The sequence below is a fragment of the Nocardioides stalactiti genome (assembly GCF_014180715.1).
GTDB lineage: Bacteria > Actinomycetota > Actinomycetes > Propionibacteriales > Nocardioidaceae > Nocardioides > Nocardioides stalactiti.
On sequence record NZ_JACEFC010000039.1, the window covers coordinates 1 to 18,726 of the forward strand.

General features: G+C 72.8%; 17 protein-coding genes. 14 read left to right on the forward strand and 3 right to left on the reverse strand.

The features are described 5' to 3' along the window. From H0487_RS09985 to H0487_RS10000, 4 genes are all read left to right on the forward strand, one after another. Window positions 1–281 (forward strand): SAV_6107 family HEPN domain-containing protein (locus H0487_RS09985; RefSeq protein WP_246383297.1); only part of this gene is annotated, 281 nt, incomplete at its 5' end. A 77-nt stretch (window positions 282–358) separates the two neighbouring features. Further along, a complete protein-coding gene (locus H0487_RS09990) occupies window positions 359–1,105 on the forward strand; it encodes a methyltransferase domain-containing protein (RefSeq protein ID WP_183094088.1) in 747 nt (248 codons plus the stop codon). Window positions 1,106–1,144: 39 nt separating this feature from the next. After that, on the forward strand, window positions 1,145–2,338 hold the full coding sequence (dinB, locus tag H0487_RS09995; protein ID WP_183094089.1) for a DNA polymerase IV: 1,194 nt from the start codon (window positions 1,145–1,147) through the stop codon (window positions 2,336–2,338). A 162-nt stretch (window positions 2,339–2,500) separates the two neighbouring features. Next, entirely contained in the window at window positions 2,501–2,947 is a 447-nt protein-coding gene (locus H0487_RS10000; protein ID WP_183094090.1) for an SCO2097 family morphological protein, read from the forward strand. 9 nt (window positions 2,948–2,956) lie between these two features. Here the strand turns inward: H0487_RS10000 and H0487_RS10005 are convergent, their stop codons facing one another. Genes H0487_RS10005 through H0487_RS10015 form a run of 3 tightly spaced genes read right to left on the reverse strand, consistent with a single transcriptional unit; the run spans window position 2,957 to window position 7,599 of the window. Then, a complete protein-coding gene (locus tag H0487_RS10005; protein ID WP_183094091.1) occupies window positions 2,957–5,332 on the reverse strand; it encodes a transglutaminase TgpA family protein in 2,376 nt (791 codons plus the stop codon). Then, on the reverse strand, window positions 5,329–6,600 hold the full coding sequence (locus tag H0487_RS10010; protein WP_183094092.1) for a DUF58 domain-containing protein: 1,272 nt from the start codon (window positions 6,598–6,600) through the stop codon (window positions 5,329–5,331). Before H0487_RS10010 ends, H0487_RS10005 begins: the two co-directional genes overlap by 4 nt. A gap of 30 nt (window positions 6,601–6,630) precedes the next feature. Beyond that, complete coding sequence (locus H0487_RS10015; RefSeq protein WP_183094093.1) at window positions 6,631–7,599, reverse strand: AAA family ATPase; 969 nt, start codon at window positions 7,597–7,599, stop codon at window positions 6,631–6,633. Between the two features lie 234 nt (window positions 7,600–7,833). On the opposite strand from H0487_RS10015, the gene mraZ reads away from it, so the two are divergent. The 10 genes from mraZ to ftsW all read left to right on the forward strand — a co-directional run bounded on the left by mraZ (window position 7,834) and on the right by ftsW (window position 18,717). Next, window positions 7,834–8,256: a division/cell wall cluster transcriptional repressor MraZ gene (gene mraZ, locus H0487_RS10020; RefSeq protein ID WP_183094094.1), complete on the forward strand. Its 423-nt coding sequence runs from the start codon at window positions 7,834–7,836 to the stop codon at window positions 8,254–8,256. Between the two features lie 220 nt (window positions 8,257–8,476). Continuing rightward, on the forward strand, window positions 8,477–8,614 hold the full coding sequence (locus H0487_RS10025; protein WP_183094095.1) for a hypothetical protein: 138 nt from the start codon (window positions 8,477–8,479) through the stop codon (window positions 8,612–8,614). A gap of 13 nt (window positions 8,615–8,627) precedes the next feature. Further along, window positions 8,628–9,602 carry a 16S rRNA (cytosine(1402)-N(4))-methyltransferase RsmH gene (gene rsmH, locus H0487_RS10030; protein WP_183094096.1) on the forward strand — a complete coding sequence of 325 codons (975 nt, stop codon included), beginning with the start codon at window positions 8,628–8,630 and terminating at the stop codon, window positions 9,600–9,602. Further along, window positions 9,603–10,169: a cell division protein FtsL gene (gene ftsL, locus H0487_RS10035; protein ID WP_183094097.1), complete on the forward strand. Its 567-nt coding sequence runs from the start codon at window positions 9,603–9,605 to the stop codon at window positions 10,167–10,169. Window positions 10,170–10,187: 18 nt separating this feature from the next. Continuing rightward, window positions 10,188–11,972: a peptidoglycan D,D-transpeptidase FtsI family protein gene (locus H0487_RS10040; RefSeq protein WP_312855895.1), complete on the forward strand. Its 1,785-nt coding sequence runs from the start codon at window positions 10,188–10,190 to the stop codon at window positions 11,970–11,972. 5 nt (window positions 11,973–11,977) lie between these two features. Then, the gene (locus tag H0487_RS10045; RefSeq protein WP_183094098.1) at window positions 11,978–13,516 is read left to right on the forward strand and encodes a UDP-N-acetylmuramoyl-L-alanyl-D-glutamate--2,6-diaminopimelate ligase; all 1,539 of its coding nucleotides are present in this window, start codon (window positions 11,978–11,980) and stop codon (window positions 13,514–13,516) included. Next, window positions 13,513–14,892, forward strand: coding sequence for a UDP-N-acetylmuramoyl-tripeptide--D-alanyl-D-alanine ligase (locus tag H0487_RS10050; protein ID WP_183094099.1), 1,380 nt, complete (start codon window positions 13,513–13,515; stop codon window positions 14,890–14,892). Before H0487_RS10045 ends, H0487_RS10050 begins: the two co-directional genes overlap by 4 nt. Further along, entirely contained in the window at window positions 14,886–15,971 is a 1,086-nt protein-coding gene (gene mraY / locus H0487_RS10055; RefSeq protein ID WP_183094100.1) for a phospho-N-acetylmuramoyl-pentapeptide-transferase, read from the forward strand. Before H0487_RS10050 ends, mraY begins: the two co-directional genes overlap by 7 nt. Then, window positions 15,968–17,431: a UDP-N-acetylmuramoyl-L-alanine--D-glutamate ligase gene (gene murD, locus H0487_RS10060; RefSeq protein WP_183094101.1), complete on the forward strand. Its 1,464-nt coding sequence runs from the start codon at window positions 15,968–15,970 to the stop codon at window positions 17,429–17,431. The genes mraY and murD overlap by 4 nt, the downstream gene beginning before the upstream one ends. Before the next feature lie 134 nt (window positions 17,432–17,565). After that, window positions 17,566–18,717: a putative lipid II flippase FtsW gene (gene ftsW, locus H0487_RS10065; protein ID WP_246383300.1), complete on the forward strand. Its 1,152-nt coding sequence runs from the start codon at window positions 17,566–17,568 to the stop codon at window positions 18,715–18,717. The last annotated feature ends 9 nt before the right edge of the window (window positions 18,718–18,726 follow it).

An 18,726-nucleotide genomic window follows, 5' to 3' on the forward strand; every position in this document is an offset into this window, starting at 1 on the left:
CCCGCGCCCGGCCGGCACCGGCCCGGGCCCGGCGCCAGAAGAACGCGTGGGTGCTGCTGGCCGAGGTCGCGCCCGAGATGGGCGAGTGGGCGACGTTCTTCGCCGCTGGTGCGGCGAAGCGGGCCGCCGCCGAGACCGGGTCCACCCGAGCGGTCACCGAACGGGAGGCCGACGACCTGGTGCGGGACGCCGACCGGTTCCTGGCCGTGGTCGAGCAGGCCCTCGGCCTGACGCCACACCTGCCCCTCGAGCAACGGCTGGCCGGCCGGGCCGCAGGCTGATCGTCCGAGTCCGCGCCCCGCGAAGCCACGCCAGCAGTGTCCAGGCCAGCAGCATCCGGGCCACTAGGGTGGGTGACATGGTCGACAAGACGGGCACCGCACGCCCGGCGGAACGCCCCGGCTCCGTGCGCACCGCCGTGGTCTGGGACGCGCTGGGCCCGATCCTCTCCGGCGATCCGTGTGACGTCGTCGACATCGGCGGCGGCACCGGCGGCTTCGCGGTCCGGGTCGCCCAGGCCGGCCACCGGGTCAGCGTCGTCGACCCCAGTCCGGACGCGCTCGCCGCGCTGGCCCGTCGCGCCCGTGAGTTCGGCGTCGAGGTCGCCGGCCACCAGGGCGACGTCTCCGGCCTCGTCGACGTGGTCGGCCCCGACAGCGCCGACCTGGTCCTGTGCCACGGACTCCTCGAGGTGGTCGACGCCGCCGAGGCGCTGGCCGCCATCCGTGCCGTGCTGCGCCCCGGCGGCACGGCCAGCATCCTGGTCGCCCAGCGGCACGCGGCGGTCGTCGCCCGGGCGATGGCCGGCCACCTCCACCAGGCACTCGCCCTCCTCGACGGCGACGAGACCTCCGAGCGCGTCGGCGCCCGGGCCGGCCGGCCCACCCGCCGGTTCACGGCCGACGAGATCAGCGGCCTGGTCGAGCAGGCCGGCTTCACGGTGCGCGCCGTCCACGCCGTCCGCGTCTTCACCGACCTCGTTCCCGGCTCGCTCCTCGACCAGGAGCCCGGAGCGGCCGCAGCGCTCGTCGACCTCGAGCGGGCCGTCGCGGACCGCAGCGAGTACCTCCCGCTCGCGACCCAGGTCCACCTGCTCGCCACCTGACCGACGGCACGCCCCCCACGTCGATCGAGGGCGGGCGCGATGAGCGTGCCGCACCTGCTCCACGTCGACATGGACGCGTTCTACGCATCGGTCGCGATCCGCGACCGCCCCGAGCTGCACGACGTCCCGGTCGTCGTGGGCGGCGGCCACCGGGGGGTGGTGCTGTCGGCGAACTACCCGGCCCGCGGCTACGGGATCCGGTCGGGCATGTCGGGCGGCGAGGCGCGCCGCCTGTGCCCGCGCCTGGTCGAGGTGCAGCCGGACTTCGACGTCCTCCGGCCGGTCTCCAAGGCGATCATGGAGACCTTCCGCGGGTTCTCCCCGGTCGTGGAGGTCATGTCGCTCGACGAGGCGTTCCTCGACGTGCGGGGAGCGGCGCGGCTGTTCGGGCCGCCGGAGGTCGTCGCCGAGCGGATCCGGTCCCGGGTCCGGGCCGAGCACGGCATCACCTGCTCGGTCGGCATCGCCTCGGCGGTGTCGGTCGCCAAGCTGGCCAGCAGACGTGCCAAGCCCGACGGTGTCCTGGCGATCCCGACCGAGGACTTCGTCGCCGTCGTCCACCCGCTCGACGTCGGCGAGCTCTACGGCGTCGGCGAGGCGACCCGGCAGCGACTCCACCGGCTCGGGCTGATGACCGTGGGCGACGTCGCCCGGATCCCGGTGAGCGAGCTGCGCCGGATGCTCGGCGGTCACCTGGGCCATCACCTCCACACGCTCGCGTGGGGAGCCGACCGCTCCGAGCTGGCGCCGGGCGGCGCCGGTGCCTTCGGGTTCGGCGAGGGCGTCCCGGAGGGCAGCATGGGGGCGCAGCACACACTGCACTCCGACACCCGCGACCGCGACCGGCTCGCTCGCGAGCTGCTCCGGCTCAGCACGCGGGTCACCGCCCGGATGCGCGCCGCCGACAAGGTCGGCCGGACCGTCGCGATCACCGTGCGGTGGAGTGACTTCCGCACCATCTCGCGCTCGCGGACCCTCCCGGAGCCGACCGACGTCACCGGCGACGTCTACGCGGCCGCGCTCCTGCTGCTCGACGCCGTGTTCCCGCTGCGTCTGGCCGTCCGGCTGGTGGGGGTCAGGGTCGAGGGCCTCCGGCCGCGTAGCGCGGCTGCCGGGCGCCAGCTCGCCCTCGGCGAGGCCGATCCCGGCTGGCCCGACGCCGACCGGGCGGTCGACCGGGCGACCGACCGGTTCGGCTCCTCGGCGGTGCGGCGCGCCAGCCTCCTGCGGTAGGTCGGGCCGTCCACGAATGGCTCGACCGGATCGTGGGTAGTCGTCCGTTCGTCCACACTTCAGGGAAATGCCTGGTCTCCCTACCGGACGACCGGGCGGCTGCCTACACTGAAGATTCCGAACCATCGACGGGCCCCGTCGACTGCACGCGTGGAGGAACAGGTGCCACTCTCCGAAGAGGAGCTGCGACTGCTCGAGCAGATGGAGCGCGCGCTCGTCGAGGAGGACCCGAAGTTCGCCTCCACCCTCCGCGGTACGACGCTCCGTCAGGCCGCGCGTCGCCGCGCGATCCTCGCCGGGCTCGTCTTCGCTGTCGGTATCGCGGTCCTCATGGGCGGCGCGATCAGCGGTCTGTGGTGGGTCGGCATCGTCGGGTTCGTCATCATGCTCGGCTCCGCGACGGTCGGCCTCAGCGCCGTCCGCGGCCAGACCCTCGGTCAGCAGCGTCCCGACGTCGCGCCGATGGCGCACCCGTCCGGCTTCGGCGTCATCGACGGTGGTCGCTCCCGCAGCCGCAGCCGGCGTACCAGCCGCTCGCGCAGCCACGGCACGTTCATGGAGCGGGTCGAGGAGCGCTGGCGCCGCCGCAAGGAGCGCGGCGGGTTCTGAGGGTTCCGCCTACACGCCGACCAGGTCCTCCTGGTCGGCGTTCGTGCGTCCGCGCCGGGTGAGGGAGGGCGGGAGCCAGCGGGCGCGGAGCCCGATGCGGCGGGTGACGCCGGCCTCCAGGGACGCACAGCAGATGCGCACGTCCTCGGCGAGCCCGGGCGGAGGAGTGGTCGTCCCGGGGCGGGCGTAGCGCGCGTGCTCGATCGCGACGACCGCCCGCTCGAGGGCCGAGGCCGCCTCGGGGTCGGCGTCGGGGCCGGTGCGCGGTCGTTCGGGGCGGTCGGTCGCCCCCCGCTCACCGAGGTGCTCGACGAGGACCCGGCCGATCTCCTGCGGCGTGCGTCCGTCGGGCCACGGGACGGCCAGGTCGGTGGCCGTCGCCCGCAGCTCGTCCCACAGCTCCTCGGGACCTCCGGCCAGGCGTCGGTCGCGCGCCCGCCGGCGCAGGGTGCGCGGGGTGGTCGCGACGAGGAGCAGCACGAGGAGGACGAGGAGGCCGGTCCCGACCCGTACCAGCACCGTCGTCCAGTCGATGCCGTCGTCAGCCGAGCCGTCCTCGGAGGTGAGGTCCTCCTCCGGAGCGGCCGTGCGGGTCGGCTCGTTCTGGTCGTCCGGCGGGCGACGCGTGGGCGTGCTCGTCGACGGGTTCGACGTCGGCTCGGTCTCGGGCTCGCGGTCGACGGGGACCGTGCTGTAGTCGGGCGCCTCCTCGGCACGGAGGGACGGCGTGGGCTCGAAGCGCACCCAGCCGGTGCCCTCGAAGTACAGCTCGGGCCAGGCGTGGAGGTCGTGCGAGCTGTACTCCCACTCGCCGTTGCCGAGAGGCTGCGGCTCGAGGAAGCCGACGGCGACCCGGGCGGGGATGCCCACCATCCGCGCCATGACCGCCATCGCCGAGGCGAACTGCTCGCAGTAGCCGACCCGGCCCTTGTCGTCGGAGTCGTCGAGGAACGTCGAGAACGCCTCCCCGCCGATGCCGGTCGGCGCCTCGTCGAGGTCGTACCGGAAGCCGCCGCTGGCACGGAAGTAGTCCTGGAGGAGCAGTGCGGCCTCGTAGTCGGAGATCGCACCGCGGGTGGCGTTGACCGCCTCGCTGCGGACGATCGACGGCAGCCCGCCCGGCACGTCGAGGAACTCGTCCTCGACCGCGTCGATGCCGGAGTCCCGGAAGTACTCGCCGGTGGTGCCGTAGTCGAGGTCGAGCCCGGAAGCCTGCCAGTCGAGGCCCTGGGTGGTGAGGTCGTCCGGGACGGCGATGAAGTCCATCGTGTCCTCGTCGTAGCGCCAGTCGCCGTCGGCGACCACCGAGGTGGCCGGATAGGGCGTGGGCAACCACGTCGACTCGAAGTTGTCGAAGGCCTCGAAGTCGTAGTCGTAGGGCGTGCGCGGCACGGCGTCGGACAGGCCTTGGGGGAGCGGCACCTGGCCTGTCGAGGTGTTGTCGTCGGAGACCCCCCGGTCGCCGCTGCTCCACTCCACGCCGGTGAACCGGTTGAGGACGGCGACGCGGAGATAGCTGGGGCTGGGGTCGTCGGTGCGGAAGCGGATCAGCGGTACGTCGGCCTCGCGTTCGAGGTCGCCGCGCAGGTCCGTGCGCGGGTTGCGGATCTCGATGTTGGTGTCGCCGTCACCGGGACCGATGCCGAACACGTCGAGGTCGAGGAGGGGCACGAACGGCGGGAGCACGATCGCGCACGCCATCGCGGCGGTGCCGATCCGCCCGGCACCCACGCGCATCGCGTCGAGCACGGGGTTGTCGTCGGTCCACGGGCTGCTGCTGTCGGGACCGAGCGGACGGCCCCACTTGAGCAGGTGCTCGCGGCTGTCGAGGTGGAGCATCGCCAGGTAGCCCACCGCGGCGAGGACGAACGCGACGATCCCCGGCCCCGACTCGGTCAGCCCGGCCGGGACCGAGTAGATCGCGAGCAGCGCGAGCCCGGCGATCGGGACCCGCCGCAGCGAGCACGCGAGGAAGTCGACGACGACCACGAAGAAGGCCCCGCCGACGAGCAGCAGGGGGACGACGGTCGGCACGTCCGCCGGGATCGGCGCCGCATAGACCTGGGCGGAGTCCAGCGCCCGGTCGAGCGCGAGGATGACCTGGTCGTACGTCGCCCCGACCGGCAGCGGGTTCCCGCCGATCTCGTTGCTCAGCAGAGCGACGGCGAGCAGGGTCTGGACGGCCAGGGTGACGACGGCCGGGCTGCCGATCCAGCGCAGCACCGCTCCGGTGCCGGCCACGACGACGGCGAGGACCAGGAGTGGGGCGAGGTAGCGGCCGGTGGTGACGGTGAAGCCGCGCCAGGACAGCAGCGCCGCCCACGTGGTCGCGCCGGCGATCGCGGAGAGCAGGAGGGCGTAGGCGAACGACGAGCGACCCCTCATCCCGCACCTCCTGGAGCGCCGACGCCCGTGCTGGCAGCCAGCCCGGCCGCGCCGACCGGGCGGCCCGACGCCCGGCCGAGGTCGCGCCAAGCAGTGTCGAGGCGGTCGCGGGGGCCGAGCGTGACCGACCGCCAGCCCAGGCCGGCTACCGACGGGTCGCCTCCGGTGCCCGGCGCGGCCGACCGGCCGGCCCACTGGTCGACGTCGAGCACCATCGCGAGCGCGGTCCCGGCGTCGTGCCGGATCTGGCGCAGCGGGGTGGTGTCGGCCGGCTCCCGCCCGCCGAGGACGGCGACCACCAGGCCGCCGCGGGTCTGGTCGCCGGTCCACCCGGTCTCGATCCGGGCGTGCTGGGTGGTGGTGACGAGGGCGAGCCGCTCGAGGACGGCGGTGGAGGTCTCGTCGGACGAGGTGCCGTCGGCGAGCACCAGGCGGACGGCATAGCCGTGCTGGTCGAGGTGGAGGACCAGCGACGCCGCGGCCACGACGGCGTACTCGAAGCTGGAGCCGAGGCCCTGGCCGCGGTGGGCCCGCAACCGGTTGTCGAGCAGGACCGTCGCGCGCGCCTCCCACGGCTGCTCCTCCCGCCGGACCATGAGCTCGCCCGTCCGTGCCGAGCTGCGCCAGTGGACCCGGCGCAGCTCGTCGCCGCGGCGGTACTCGCGGACGCTGACGTCCTCCGCAGAGCCGGCCGCGAACGCCTGCGGGCGGTGCTCGCCCGAGCCGCTCCAGCCGCCGATGACGGGGATCTGGGGGAGGGCGACGGTGCGAGGTGTGACGACGAGGGGAGCGGTGCCGGGCAGGGCGCGCCGCAGCTCCACGAGGCCGAACGGGTCGGCGATCCGCAGGGTCACCGGCCCGATCTCGAAGCGACCGCGTACGTCGGAGCGGACCTGGTAGGTGACCTGCCGCTCCCACTGCCGGGCGATGCCCTGGAGGACGAAGCGCGGCCGGGTGCCGAGGGCGTAGGGCACCTGGTCCTCGACGAGGATCGCTCCCGCCGTGGAGCGGCCGTTGTTGGCGAGGTGGAGGTCGATCCGGGCCGGCTGGCCGGCGGAGACGAGCCGAGGGTGGACGGTCCGTGACGCGGAGAGGTGGTAACGACGCCGACCGATGACCAGTGCGGACGCGAGCGGCAGCGCGAGCACGAGGACCCCGATCCGGGTCAACGTGGTCTGGCCGAGGATGATCGCGCAGAAGATCGCGGTCGCCCCGGCGGCGAGGAACGCGCGACCACGGAGGGTCAGCCCGGCCAGCCCTTCACGCACGTGGGTCTCCTGTTCTGCCCGTCCGGGCCGTCAGGAGCGGATCTCGGGGACGGGCACCTCGGCCACGATCCCCTCGAGGATGGCGCTCGTGCCGCGACCGCTCACCGCGGCTTCCGCGCTCGGGAGCAGGCGGTGCGCGAGCACCGGCTGAACGAGGGCCCGGACGTCGTCGGGCAGGACGTAGTCGCGCTGGTGGAGCGCGGCGTAGGCCTTGGCGGCGCGGACCAGGTGGAGCGTCGCGCGCGGGGAGGCGCCGAGGAGGAGCTCGGGGTGCTGGCGGGTGGCGGAGGTGACGGCCACGGCGTACCGCTGCACGGCTTCGGCGACGTGCACCTGGCCGACGATCCCGCAGAGCTTGCGGAGCTCGGCGCCGTCGGTCACCGGCTCGAGGTCGTCGAGCGGGTTGAACTCGGTGTGGGACGTCAGCATCGCTATCTCGGCCGCCGGCACCGGGTAGCCGATCGAGACCCGCGCCATGAACCGGTCGCGCTGCGCCTCGGGCAGGGCGTAGGTGCCCTCCATCTCCACCGGGTTCTGGGTCGCGATGACCATGAACGGCTGCTCGAGGAAGTAGGTGGCGTTGTCGACGGTCACCTGGCGCTCCTCCATGCACTCCAGCAGGGCGGACTGGGTCTTGGGGGAGGCGCGGTTGATCTCGTCGCCGATGACGATGTTGGCGAAGACGCCGCCGGGGCGGAACTCGAACTCGCGCGTCTGCTGGTTGTAGACCGAGACGCCGGTGACGTCGGAGGGCAGCAGGTCCGGCGTGAACTGGATGCGGCGCACCGTGGAGTCGATGCTGCGCGCCAGCGCCTTGCTGAGCATGGTCTTGCCGACGCCGGGGACGTCCTCGAGGAGCAGGTGGCCCTCCGCCAGCAGCACCACGAGCGAAGCGGACACGACCTCGCTCTTGCCCTCGATCACCCGCTCCACGTTGGCCCGGATCCGGCCGGCCACGCGGGCGACGGTTGCGACATCGGCTGCTTCGGGATGCGTCACGCGAGCAACCTAACCCGACGGTGTCTGCGGAGGGGTCACAACCCGGTCACGCGATCGCAACGACTGTGCCCGCCCGGCTGCGCTCGAGCTCCTCCACATCTCCCTCCACTCCGCTCCACCGGCTGTGGCCTGCGCAAACACGGTGAAGCGGTGGTGAAAACACGCCGGAATGTGATTGACGGTGGGGGAAAGTGGAGTACTGTGGGGGAAAGTGGAGGAAGCAGGAGGTGCCCGATGCTCTTCATGGGCACCTACACCCCCAAGCTCGACGACAAGGGGCGCCTCTTCCTCCCGGCGAAGTTCAGGGACCGACTGGCGGAGGGGATCGTGGTGACGCAGGGTCAGGAGAACTGCCTCGTCGTCTGGCCCTCCGACGTCTTCGCCGAGGAGGCCGAGCGCGCAGCGTCCCGGCCGATGACCAACCGGGCCGCACGCCGTTACGCACGGGTGCTGTTCGCCGGCGGCGACGAGGGCACGCCGGACAAGCAGGGCCGGATCGGCATCCCGGCCCACCTGCGGGACTACGCCCGCATCGAGCGGGACGTGGTCGTCATCGGCGTCCGCGACCGCCTCGAGATCTGGAACCCGACCGCGTGGCAGGAGTTCCAGGCGGACGCGATGGCCGACTTCGCCGACCTCGACGAGGACGACGACTGAGGCGCGAGCGCCGTACGACAGCAGGACCAGCAGCACCAGCAGGGCAGGCACAAGTAGATAGCGATCCGCAGGACGAGGTCTTCAGCCCGCTCCCGCAGCCATCTGGGGCACCTTCCCCGGCACCAGACGGTTCACGGGAGCGGGCGGGGGACCTGGCCCGGCGGATCGCTCGAGCGAGCAGCAGTTCCATCGAGCACAGCAAGGGCAGGGGGTCGAAGCGATGAGCGTGATGGGCGCGAACAGCGAACCGCGGGTCCGCGAGCTGGCCCGCGAGGCCGTGACGCTGATGGCCTTCTCCGCTGCGGTGTCGGTCTCCGTCGCCCTGCTCCTCCTGCTGGCCTACGGACTGGGACTCTGAGGTCCGAACGGCGATGACGACTCCCCGACACGTTCCGGTGCTCCTCGACCGGGTCGTGGCGCTCCTGGCTCCTGCGCTCGACCACAGCGACGCTGTCCTGGTCGACGCGACCCTCGGCCTCGGCGGTCACAGCGAGGCGGTCCTCGCCCGCTGCGAGCTGGCCCGGGTCGTCGGGATCGACCGTGACCCCCGCGCCCTCGAGCTGAGCCGCGAGCGGCTGGCGCCGTACGGCGACCGCTTCACCGCCGTCCACGCCGTGTACGACGAGATCCCCGACGTCCTCGACGACCTCGGTCTCGCGCACGTCGACGGGGTCCTCTTCGACCTCGGGGTGTCCTCGATGCAGCTCGACCTCGCCGAGCGCGGGTTCGCCTACTCCGTCGACGCCCCGCTCGACATGCGGATGGACAGCGGCGCCCGCGGCGGCCCCACGGCGGCCGACGTGCTCAACACCTACGAGGGCCGCGACCTGGTCCGCGTGCTGCGCGACTACGGCGAGGAACGGATGGCCCGTCGGATCGCCGACGCGATCGTCCGCGAGCGGGCCAAGGAGCCGTTCACCACCTCCGGCCGCCTGGTCGCGCTCCTGTACGACGTCATCCCGGCGCCCGCGCGCCGGACCGGGGGACACCCGGCCAAGCGCACCTTCCAGGCGCTCCGGATGGAGGTCAACGACGAGCTCCGGGTCCTCGAGCGGGCGATGCCCGCGGCGATCGACGCCATCGGCGTCGGCGGCCGGGTCGTCGTGGAGGCCTATCACTCGCTGGAGGACCGGCTGGTCAAGCGGGCGTTCACCGCCGCGACCGCCTCCGACGTGCCCGAGGACCTGCCCTTCGTGCCGGAGGGCCACGAGCCGGCGCTGCGCCTGGTGACCCGCGGGTCCGAGCAGGCCAGTGCCGCCGAGATCGCCGAGAACCCTCGCGCCGCCTCCGTCCGGTTGCGCGCGATCGAACGAGTCCGCCCCCACGACGGCAAGGGAGCCGCGTAGATGAGCAGCAGCACCGCACCCCAGCTTCGCGCTCGCCTGCCGCGCATCGCGGAGGTCGCCGTCCAGCGGGCCCGGCTCACCGTCGTCCCGCGGCCGCGTACCCGCCCGCGCGCGCCGCGGGTCCCGTTCGTGACCCTCGTGAGCGCGATCATGCTCGCGGGTGTCCTCGGGCTGCTCCTCTTCAACACCTCCATGCAGCAGGCGTCGTTCCGCGCGAGCGCGCTGGAGGACCAGGCCATGCACCTCACCGCCCAGGAGCAGGCACTGCGCTCGCAGCTCCAGGTCCTGCGCGACCCGAAGCGGATCGCGGCCCGGGCCCAGGACCGCGGCATGGTGCTGCCGACCGGTGCCGCGTGCGTCCTCGACCTCGGCAGCGGTCGGGTCGCCGGGACCTGCGCCGGGGCCCTGCCCGACGTCACGATCCCCACCGACGCCCCCGGCCGGAAGCGCCCGGCGTTCCTCGACCCGCCGACCGTGACGGTCGCCGACCGCGCGGCCAGCAGCATGGTCATCGAGCGCCCCGAAGGCCGGCGCCACGGCGCGTCCGACCGCAATCCCCAGCGCTGACGATTTAGGTTGGAGCGTGTGACCGGACCGAGCCGCCTCCGAACGGCCCGAACCCCCCTGCGTGCCTCGCCGCAGCTGCGGCTGCGGATCGGTTTCATCCTCATCGCGATGGTGCTCTCGGTGTTCGCCGCGCGCCTGGTCCAGCTCCAGGGCGTCGACCCGGACAACTACGCCGACATGGCCGCGGAGGAGGGCACGGACACCGTGCTGCTGCCCGCCACCCGCGGGGAGATCCTCGACCGCAACGGCGAGGCACTGGCCGAGTCGATCGACGGCCGGATGATCGTCGCCGACCCGGCCCTGACCGCTGACGACGCCCCCGAGCTCGCCTCCTTCCTCTCCAAGCGGCTCGGCATCGACTACATCCGCGTCCTCGAGCGGTTGCGGGTCGAGGGCAGCCGGTTCCAGTACATCGCGCGCCAGGTCCCCGCGAGCCTGGCCAACGAGGTGGTCTCCGACGCCGCGGACAAGGGCTTCGTCGGGCTGTTCACCCAGCGCGACCCGGTGCGGCAGTACCCGTTCGACCAGGTGGCCGCCAACCTGCTCGGCTTCCTCGGCACCCCGCGCAAGGACGGCTCGGCCCGGGCTCTCGCCGGTCTCGAGGACGCCTTCAACGACTACCTCTCCGGCGTCGACGGCGAGGCGCGGTACGAGGTCGGCGCCGGCGCCCAGATCCCGCTCGGTGACAACACCGTGACGCCGGCCGTCGACGGGAACGACCTCACCCTCACCCTCGACGCCGACCTGCAGTTCTACACCCAGCAGGTCCTCCAGCAGACCGTCGAGGGCTCGCAGGGCGAGTCCGGCATCGCGGTCATCATGGACAGCCGTACCGGCGAGGTCCTCGCCCTCGCCGACTACCCGTCGTACGACGCGAGCGAGCCGCAGGAGTGGCCGAAGTCGCGCTACCGGTCCAGCGCGCTCACCGACGTCTACGAGCCCGGCTCGACCCAGAAGGTGCTCACGCTCAGCGCCGTCATCGACGCCGGCCTCGGCCGCCCGCGCCAGCAGTACGTCGTACCGCCGGTGCTCAACCGTCAGGACCGCCCGATCCACGACCACTGGGTCCACGGCATCGAGCACCTGACGCTGGCCGGCATCCTGGCGAAGTCGTCCAACATCGGCACCGTCCTCGCGGCCGACGAGTTCGCGCCGGGGGTGCTGCGCCGCTACCTGACGGCGTTCGGCCTCGGCAAGGAGACCAACGTCGGGCCTCGGGGCGAGACCAAGGGCCTGCTGCCCGAGGGCGCGGCGTGGACCGACCAGGTCGACGACCGCATCGCGTTCGGCCAGTCCCTCTCGGTCAACGCGGTCCAGATGATCGCGGCGATCAACACCATCGCCAACGACGGCGTCCGGATCGACCCGAGCCTGGTCGAGGGCTCCGCGACGCTCGACGACGGCACGGAGGTCGGCACCGACCACGCCGAGCAGCGCCGGGTCGTCAGCGTGGAGGCCGCTCGCCAGACTGCTCTCATGATGGAGCGCGTGCTCGATCCCGAGGACGGCGTCGCCTCGATCGCACAGGTGCCGGGCTACCGCATCGCGGGCAAGACCGGGACGGCGCAGCGGGTGTCCGACGCGTGCGGCTGCTACGACGGCAGCCGCACGGCCTCGTTCGTCGGCTTCGGTCCCACCGACGACGCGCGTTTCACCATCTACGTCGTGGTCCACGACTCCAGAGGGGGTGGCGGCTCGGCCGTCGCCGGCCCGGCCTTCGCCAAGCTGATGAGCTATGCGCTGCGGCGCTACGGCGTCCCGCCGACGGAGACGCGCCCGTCGCAGATCCCTGTCGAGTGGTGACGCCGATGGATGCCGGGACCACACGACCCCAGCACCCGGCCACGCTCGCGTTCGACGACGTCGTCGCGCTCGTCCGGGAGCGGGCCGAGGTCCGGGTGGTCGTCGGCGACGGTGAGCCCGGTCCGGTCAGCGGGATCACGCTGGACTCCCGACGGGTGCTGCCCGGCGACGTCTACGCCGCCCTGCCCGGTGCGCGCGCGCACGGCATCGACTTCGTCGACCAGGCCGTCGCGGCCGGCGCCTGCGCCGTGCTCACCGACGAGTCCGGCGCGGCCGCGCTCCCGCCCGGGACACCGGGGATCGTGGTGGCCTGGCCACGCACCGTCCTCGGTGCCGTGTCCGCCGGGATCTACGGCCGCCCGGCCGAGGCGATGCGGATGATCGGCGTGACCGGCACCCAGGGCAAGACCACCGTCACCCGGCTCCTCGACGGCGGGCTCGGCGCGGCCGGGACCTCCTCGGCGGTCGTCGGCACCGTCGGCACCCGGATCGCCGGGGCCGACCTCAAGACGGCGCTCACCACGCCGGAGGCCCCCGACCTGCACGGCCTGTTCGCGGTGATGCGCGAGCGCGGCGTGGAGGTCTGCGCGATGGAGGTGTCGAGCCACGCCCTCGTGCTGGGGCGCGTCGACGGGGTGGTGTTCGACGTGGCGGTTTTCACCAACCTCGGGCGCGACCACCTCGACTTCCACACCGACCTCGACGACTACTTCGCGGCGAAGGCCCAGCTCTTCACCCCCGAGCGGGCGCGGCTCGGCGTGGTCAACATCGATGACGGGCACGGTCGGCGGCTGGCCGCGGAGGCGACCGTCCCGGTGCGCACCCTGTCCACGCGGGGGCAGGACGCCGACTGGTCGGCCGTCGACCTCGACCTCGGTCACGAGGGCTCGACGTTCACGGTCCGCGGCCCCGGCGGGGTCTCGCTGCACGCCGCCGTACCGCTCCCGGGGGACTTCAACGTCGCCAACGCGCTCGCGGCGATCGCGGCCGCGGTCGAGGCGGGCTTGGACCCCACGACCGTCGTGGCCGGGATCGCCGCTGCAGGCGGGGTCCCGGGGCGTCTGGAGCGGGTGTCCGGCGCCCGTGCTCCGTTCGCGGTCTACGTCGACTACGCCCACAAGCCTGACGCCCTCACGGCGGTCCTCGCCACCCTCCGACCGGTCACCCGAGGGCGTCTCATCGCCGTCATCGGCGCCGGCGGCGACCGGGACCAGGGCAAGCGCCCGGTGATGGGAGCGATCGCCGCGGCGACCGCCGACCTGGTCGTCGTCACCGACGACAACCCGCGCACCGAGGACCCGGCGACGATCCGGGCGGCCGTCCTCGCCGGCACCGCGGAGGTCCCCGAGGGCGAGCGCGCCGAGGTGCGCGAGGTCGGTGACCGTCGGGCGGCGATCGAGGCTGCACTGACCGCCGCGAGGGACGGCGACGTCGTCCTCGTGGCCGGCAAGGGCCACGAGACCGGCCAGGAGGTCTCCGGCGTGGTCCACCCGTTCGACGACCGCGACGTCGTGCGGGACCTGCTGAGGAGCGTCGGCCGATGATCCCGATGCGGCTCGACGAGATCGCCGGCGTCGTCGGCGGCGAGGTCCACGGCGACCCCGCCGTCGTCGTCTCCGGTGCGGCGTACGTCGACAGCCGGACGCCGTCCGCCGACGGGCTGTTCGTGGCGATCGTGGGGGAGCACGTCGACGGTCACGACTACGCCGACGGCGCGCACGCCGTCCTGGCCAGCCGGCCGACCGCCGCACCGACCGTCGTCGTGGCCGACCCGGTCGTCGCCCTCGGACTGCTGGCGCGCCATGTCGTCGAACGGCTGCCGGTGACGGTGCTGGCGCTGACCGGTTCGCAGGGCAAGACCGGCACCAAGGACTACCTCGCCAGCGTGCTGGGGACTCTCGCCGGCCCCGAGCGTGTGGTCGCCACCGAGGGCAACGGCAACAACGAGATCGGCGTGCCCCTCACCGTGCTGCGCGCCGGCGAGGGCACCGACCACCTCGTGGTCGAGATGGGTGCGCGCGGGATCGGCCACATCGCCTACCTGTGCGGCATCGCGCCGCCTCAGATCGCGGCCTGCCTCAACGTCGGCACCGCCCACGTCGGTGAGTTCGGCGGCCGTGAGCAGATCGCCGTCGCAAAGGGCGAGATCGTCGAGGCGCTGCCCGCCGACGGGGTCGCGGTGCTCAACGCCGACGACCCGCTCGTGTCCGCGATGGCCGGCCGGACCCACGCCCGGGTGCTCGCGTTCGGCGGCGCCGACGCAGCCGTCCGGTTCCAGGACGTCGTCCTCGACGGCCTGGGGAGGCCCGCGTTCACCCTCAGCCACGATGGCGTGACCGCCGAGGTCCGGCTGCGTCAGACGGGCGCCCACCAGGCTGTCAACGCCGCGGCGGCCGCAGCGATGGCGATCGGTGCGGGCTTCCCGCTCGCCGACGTCGCGCGCGCCCTCGGCGAGGCCGAGGCGGCCTCGCGCTGGCGGATGGAGGTCCGCGAGCGCGCCGACGGGATGGTCGTCGTCAACGACGCCTACAACGCCAACCCCGACTCCATGCGGGCCGCGCTGGAGGCCGTCGCGGCCATCGGGCGGTCCGGCGGGCGTCGTACCGTCGCGGTGCTCGGGGAGATGAAGGAGCTCGGCTCCGAGCACGACGCGGGGCACCGGTCGGTCGGTGCCGACGCCGCCCGGCTCGGCATCGACGTGGTCGTCGTCGTCGGCGAGGCGGGCGCCGGAATCGGCGACGCGAGTGACGGGCAGGGCCCTTCGGTGATCAGGACCGAGGGGCGCGACGCAGCGCTGGCCTGGTTGCGGCAGAATGCCGGTTCGTTGGACGTCGTGCTCGTCAAGGCGTCCCGTGGAGCGGCCCTGGAATGGGTCGCCGACCAGCTCCTGGACGAGGGTGAGAGGACGGCGGAGTGCTAGCGATCCTGCTCGGCGGGGGCTTCGCCCTGCTGATCTCGTTGCTCGGCACCCGGGTCGCGATCCACTGGTTCACCAAGTGGGGCTACGGCCAGGAGATCCGCGAGGACGGGCCGACCAGCCACCACACCAAGCGAGGCACCCCGACGATGGGCGGCGTCGTCATCATCCTCGCCGCGGTCCTGGGCTACTGCCTGGCCAAGGTGTTGACCTGGGACACGCCGAGCGCGTCCGCCGTGCTGCTCCTCTTCCTCTTCGTCGGGATGGGACTGGTCGGGTTCCTCGACGACTTCATCAAGATCTACAAGCAGCGCAACCTCGGGCTGCGGAGCAAGGCCAAGATGGTCGGGCAGACCGTCATCGCCCTGGTCTTCGGCGGGCTCGCCCTGTCGCCGTGGCTGGAGGACGAGAACGGCCGGACGCCCGCCTCGGAGAAGATCTCGTTCCTTCGCGAGATCGACTGGCTGGTGCTGCCGACGGTCCTCGCCCTGCTGCTCGTGTGGCTGCTCGTCACCGGCTTCAGCAACGCCGTCAACCTCACCGACGGACTCGACGGCCTCGCCGCGGGCGCGAGCGTGATGGTCTTCGGGGCCTACACGCTCGTGAACATCTGGCAGAACAACCAGTTCTGCCAGGAGGACCCGAGCGCGAGCTGCTACAACGTGCGCGACCCGCTCGACCTGGCGATCATCGCGGCCGCGATCACCGGGGCCTGCTTCGGCTTCCTGTGGTGGAACGCGTCGCCGGCCCGGATCTTCATGGGCGACACGGGCTCGCTGGCTCTCGGTGGCGCTCTGGCCGGGTTCGCGATCCTGACCCGCACGGAGCTCCTCCTGGTCATCCTGGGCGGCCTGTTCGTGCTCGAGACGGTCTCGGTGATGATGCAGGTCACCTGGTTCAAGGCCACGAAACGCTTCACGGGCGTCGGCAAGCGGATCTTCCGGATCGCCCCGATCCACCACCACTTCGAGATGCTCGGGTGGGAGCAGGTGACGGTCGTCATCCGGTTCTGGATCATCACCGGGCTCTTCGTCGCCACCGGCCTCGGGGTGTTCTACGCCGAGTGGGTGGCCAGGCTTTGAGAGACGTCCTCTCGTTGGGGCGCAAGGACTCGTGGGAGGGCGTCCACGCCGTCGTCGCGGGCTTCGGTGCCAGCGGCTTCGCCGCCGCCGACAACCTGACCCACCTCGGTGCGTCGGTGACCGTCCTCGCCGACAACGCGACGGCCGCCCAGCTGGAGAAGGCCCAGCTGCTCGAGATCCTCGGCGCCACCGTGCGGCTCCACGCCGGCGCCACGGGGGCGCTGCCCGACGACGTCGACGTCCTCGTCACCTCGCCGGGGTTCCGCCCCGACGCCCCGCTCCTCGCGCAGGCGCGCGGGCGCGGCGTCCCGGTCTGGGGCGAGGCGGAGCTCGCCTGGCGGCTGCGCGACCCCGACCACCCGGCGCCGTGGCTGTGCATCACCGGCACCAACGGCAAGACCACGACCGTCCAGATGCTCGAATCGATCCTGCGGGCCGCCGGCCTGCGCTGCGTGGCCGCCGGCAACGTCGGCCTCCCGCTCACCGAGGCCGTCATGGACCCCGAGCCCTACGACGTGCTCGCGGTGGAGCTGTCGAGCTTCCAGCTGCACTACGTCGACACGATGGCCGCCGAGTCGGCGGCTGTCCTGAACTTCGCCGGGGACCACCTCGACTGGGACGGCGGAGAGACGGCCATGGAGGACTACGCGGCCGACAAGGGCCGGATCTACCAGGGCGTCGAGCGGGCCTGCGTCTACAACGTCGCCGACCCGACGACCGAGCGTCTGGTGCGGGACGCCGACGTGGTCGAGGGCGCCCGCGCGATCGGCTTCACCCTCGGCATCCCGTCGGTCGGCATGGTCGGGGTCGTCGAGGACCTCCTCGTCGACCGGGCGTTCGTCGAGGAGCGGCAGACGAGCGCCGCCGAGCTGTGCGCGATCGCCGACCTGGCCTCACCGGCCCCGCACTTCGTCGCCAACGCGCTGGCGGCCGCCGCGCTCGCGCTCGCCCACGGCGTCAGCCGGTCGGCGGTGCGGGAGGGCCTGCGCACCTTCGTGCCCGACGGTCACCGGATCGCGGTCGTCCGCGAGCGCGACGACATCACCTGGGTCGACGACTCCAAGGCGACCAACCCGCACGCGGCGCAGTCCTCGTTGCTCGCCTACGAGCCGGTCGTCTGGGTGGCCGGAGGACTGGCCAAGGGAGCCACCTTCGACGAGCTCGTGCAGCAGGTGAAGGACCGGCTCCGGGCCGTCGTCCTCATCGGCAAGGATCGCGCGATCATCGCCGACGCGCTCGCGCGACACGCCCCCGATGTGCCGGTGATCGAGGTCACCGCCGGAGAGACTGGCTCCGTAGACGGGGCTGACCTGATGGGTCGCGTCGTCGGGGCGGCGGCCCAGGTCGCCCGGCCCGGTGACACGGTGCTCCTCGCACCAGGATGTGCCTCGATGGACCAGTTCACCGACTACGCCGCACGGGGCGACGCGTTCGCAGCAGCGGTCCGTGCACTGACCTGAACCAGTCGCGAGCGAAGGGGGCCGCCATCACCGCCGCGCTCCCCGACACGCGCCCGGACACGCGCCCGGGCTCCCGCCTCGCGGCACTGAGGTCGCGCGCCGGCACGACCTGGTTCGCCGCGCTGCGTGACGCGTTGGCTCGTCCCCTCACCAACTACTACCTGCTGCTCGGGTCGGTCGCGCTGCTGCTGACCATCGGGCTGCTGATGGTGCTGAGCTCCTCCAGCATCGAGGCGTACGAGAAGTACGGCGACTCCTACGCGATCGTGAAGCGCCAGCTCATGTGGGTCGCCCTCGGGGTCCCGCTCGCGTTCGTGGCCTCCCGGGTCTCGCACAAGTGGGTGCGGGCCCTGGCCTACCCGGCGTTCTCCCTCTCGCTCATCCTGCTGGCCGCCACCGCGAAGTTCGGCGTCGAGGTCTACGGCAACAAGAACTGGCTGCCGCTCGGGCCGATCCAGATCCAGCCGTCGGAGATCGCCAAGCTCGCGATCATCATCTGGGCCGCGCACATCTACGCCAACAAGGACCGGCGCCTCGGCAGCCTGCACCAGATGATGGTGCCGGTGGTCCCGGGCATGGTCCTGGCCACGCTGCTCGTCGTGGTCGGTCGCGACCTCGGCACCGCGCTGGTGTTCTTCGCGATCCTCGTCGGCATGCTCTGGGTGGTCGGCGCTCCCGCCCGCCTGTTCGCACTCTGCCTCAGCGTCGTCAGCGTGCTGGCCCTGGGCCTGGCGGCGACCTCGCCCGAGCGGCTCGACCGGATCACGACGTTCGTCGATCCGTTCAAGGACTACCACGGCACCGGCTGGCAGCCGGCCCACGGCCTCTACGCCATGGCGACGGGCGGGGTGTTCGGCCAAGGCATCGGCGCCAGCCAGCAGAAGTGGGGCAGCCTGCCGGAGGCGCACACCGACTTCATCTTCGCGGTGCTGGGGGAGGAGCTCGGTCTCGTCGGCACGCTGCTGGTCATCGGGCTCTTCCTCACCATCGCCTACGCCACGCTGCGGATCGCACGGGAGACGAAGGACCCGTTCGTCCGCTACTGCAGCTTCGGGATCGTGATCTGGCTGCTCGGCCAGATGATGATCAACGTCGGCATGGTGCTCGCCCTGCTGCCGGTCATCGGCATCCCGCTCCCGCTGGTCTCCTACGGCGGCTCCAGCCTGTTGCCGACCCTGCTCGCCCTCGGGCTGGTGGTCGGGTTCGCGCGTCGCGAGCCCGCGGCCGCACGTGCACTCGCCCAGCGGCGGCGTGCCCGCGCGACCGGGCTGTCGGCTCGTCGCTAACGTTCCTCC

Bases quoted from the DNA above. Each gene is read 5' to 3' on its own strand.
- H0487_RS09990 (WP_183094088.1), top strand. From the start codon at position 359: ATGGTCGACAAGACGGGCACCGCACGCCCGGCGGAACGCCCCGGCTCC.
- dinB (WP_183094089.1), top strand. From the start codon at position 1,145: ATGAGCGTGCCGCACCTGCTCCACGTCGACATGGACGCGTTCTACGCA.
- H0487_RS10005 (WP_183094091.1), bottom strand. From the start codon at position 5,332: ATGAGGGGTCGCTCGTCGTTCGCCTACGCCCTCCTGCTCTCCGCGATC.
- mraZ (WP_183094094.1), top strand. From the start codon at position 7,834: ATGCTCTTCATGGGCACCTACACCCCCAAGCTCGACGACAAGGGGCGC.
- H0487_RS10025 (WP_183094095.1), top strand. From the start codon at position 8,477: ATGAGCGTGATGGGCGCGAACAGCGAACCGCGGGTCCGCGAGCTGGCC.
- rsmH (WP_183094096.1), top strand. From the start codon at position 8,628: ATGACGACTCCCCGACACGTTCCGGTGCTCCTCGACCGGGTCGTGGCG.
- ftsL (WP_183094097.1), top strand. From the start codon at position 9,603: ATGAGCAGCAGCACCGCACCCCAGCTTCGCGCTCGCCTGCCGCGCATC.
- H0487_RS10045 (WP_183094098.1), top strand. From the start codon at position 11,978: ATGGATGCCGGGACCACACGACCCCAGCACCCGGCCACGCTCGCGTTC.
- H0487_RS10050 (WP_183094099.1), top strand. From the start codon at position 13,513: ATGATCCCGATGCGGCTCGACGAGATCGCCGGCGTCGTCGGCGGCGAG.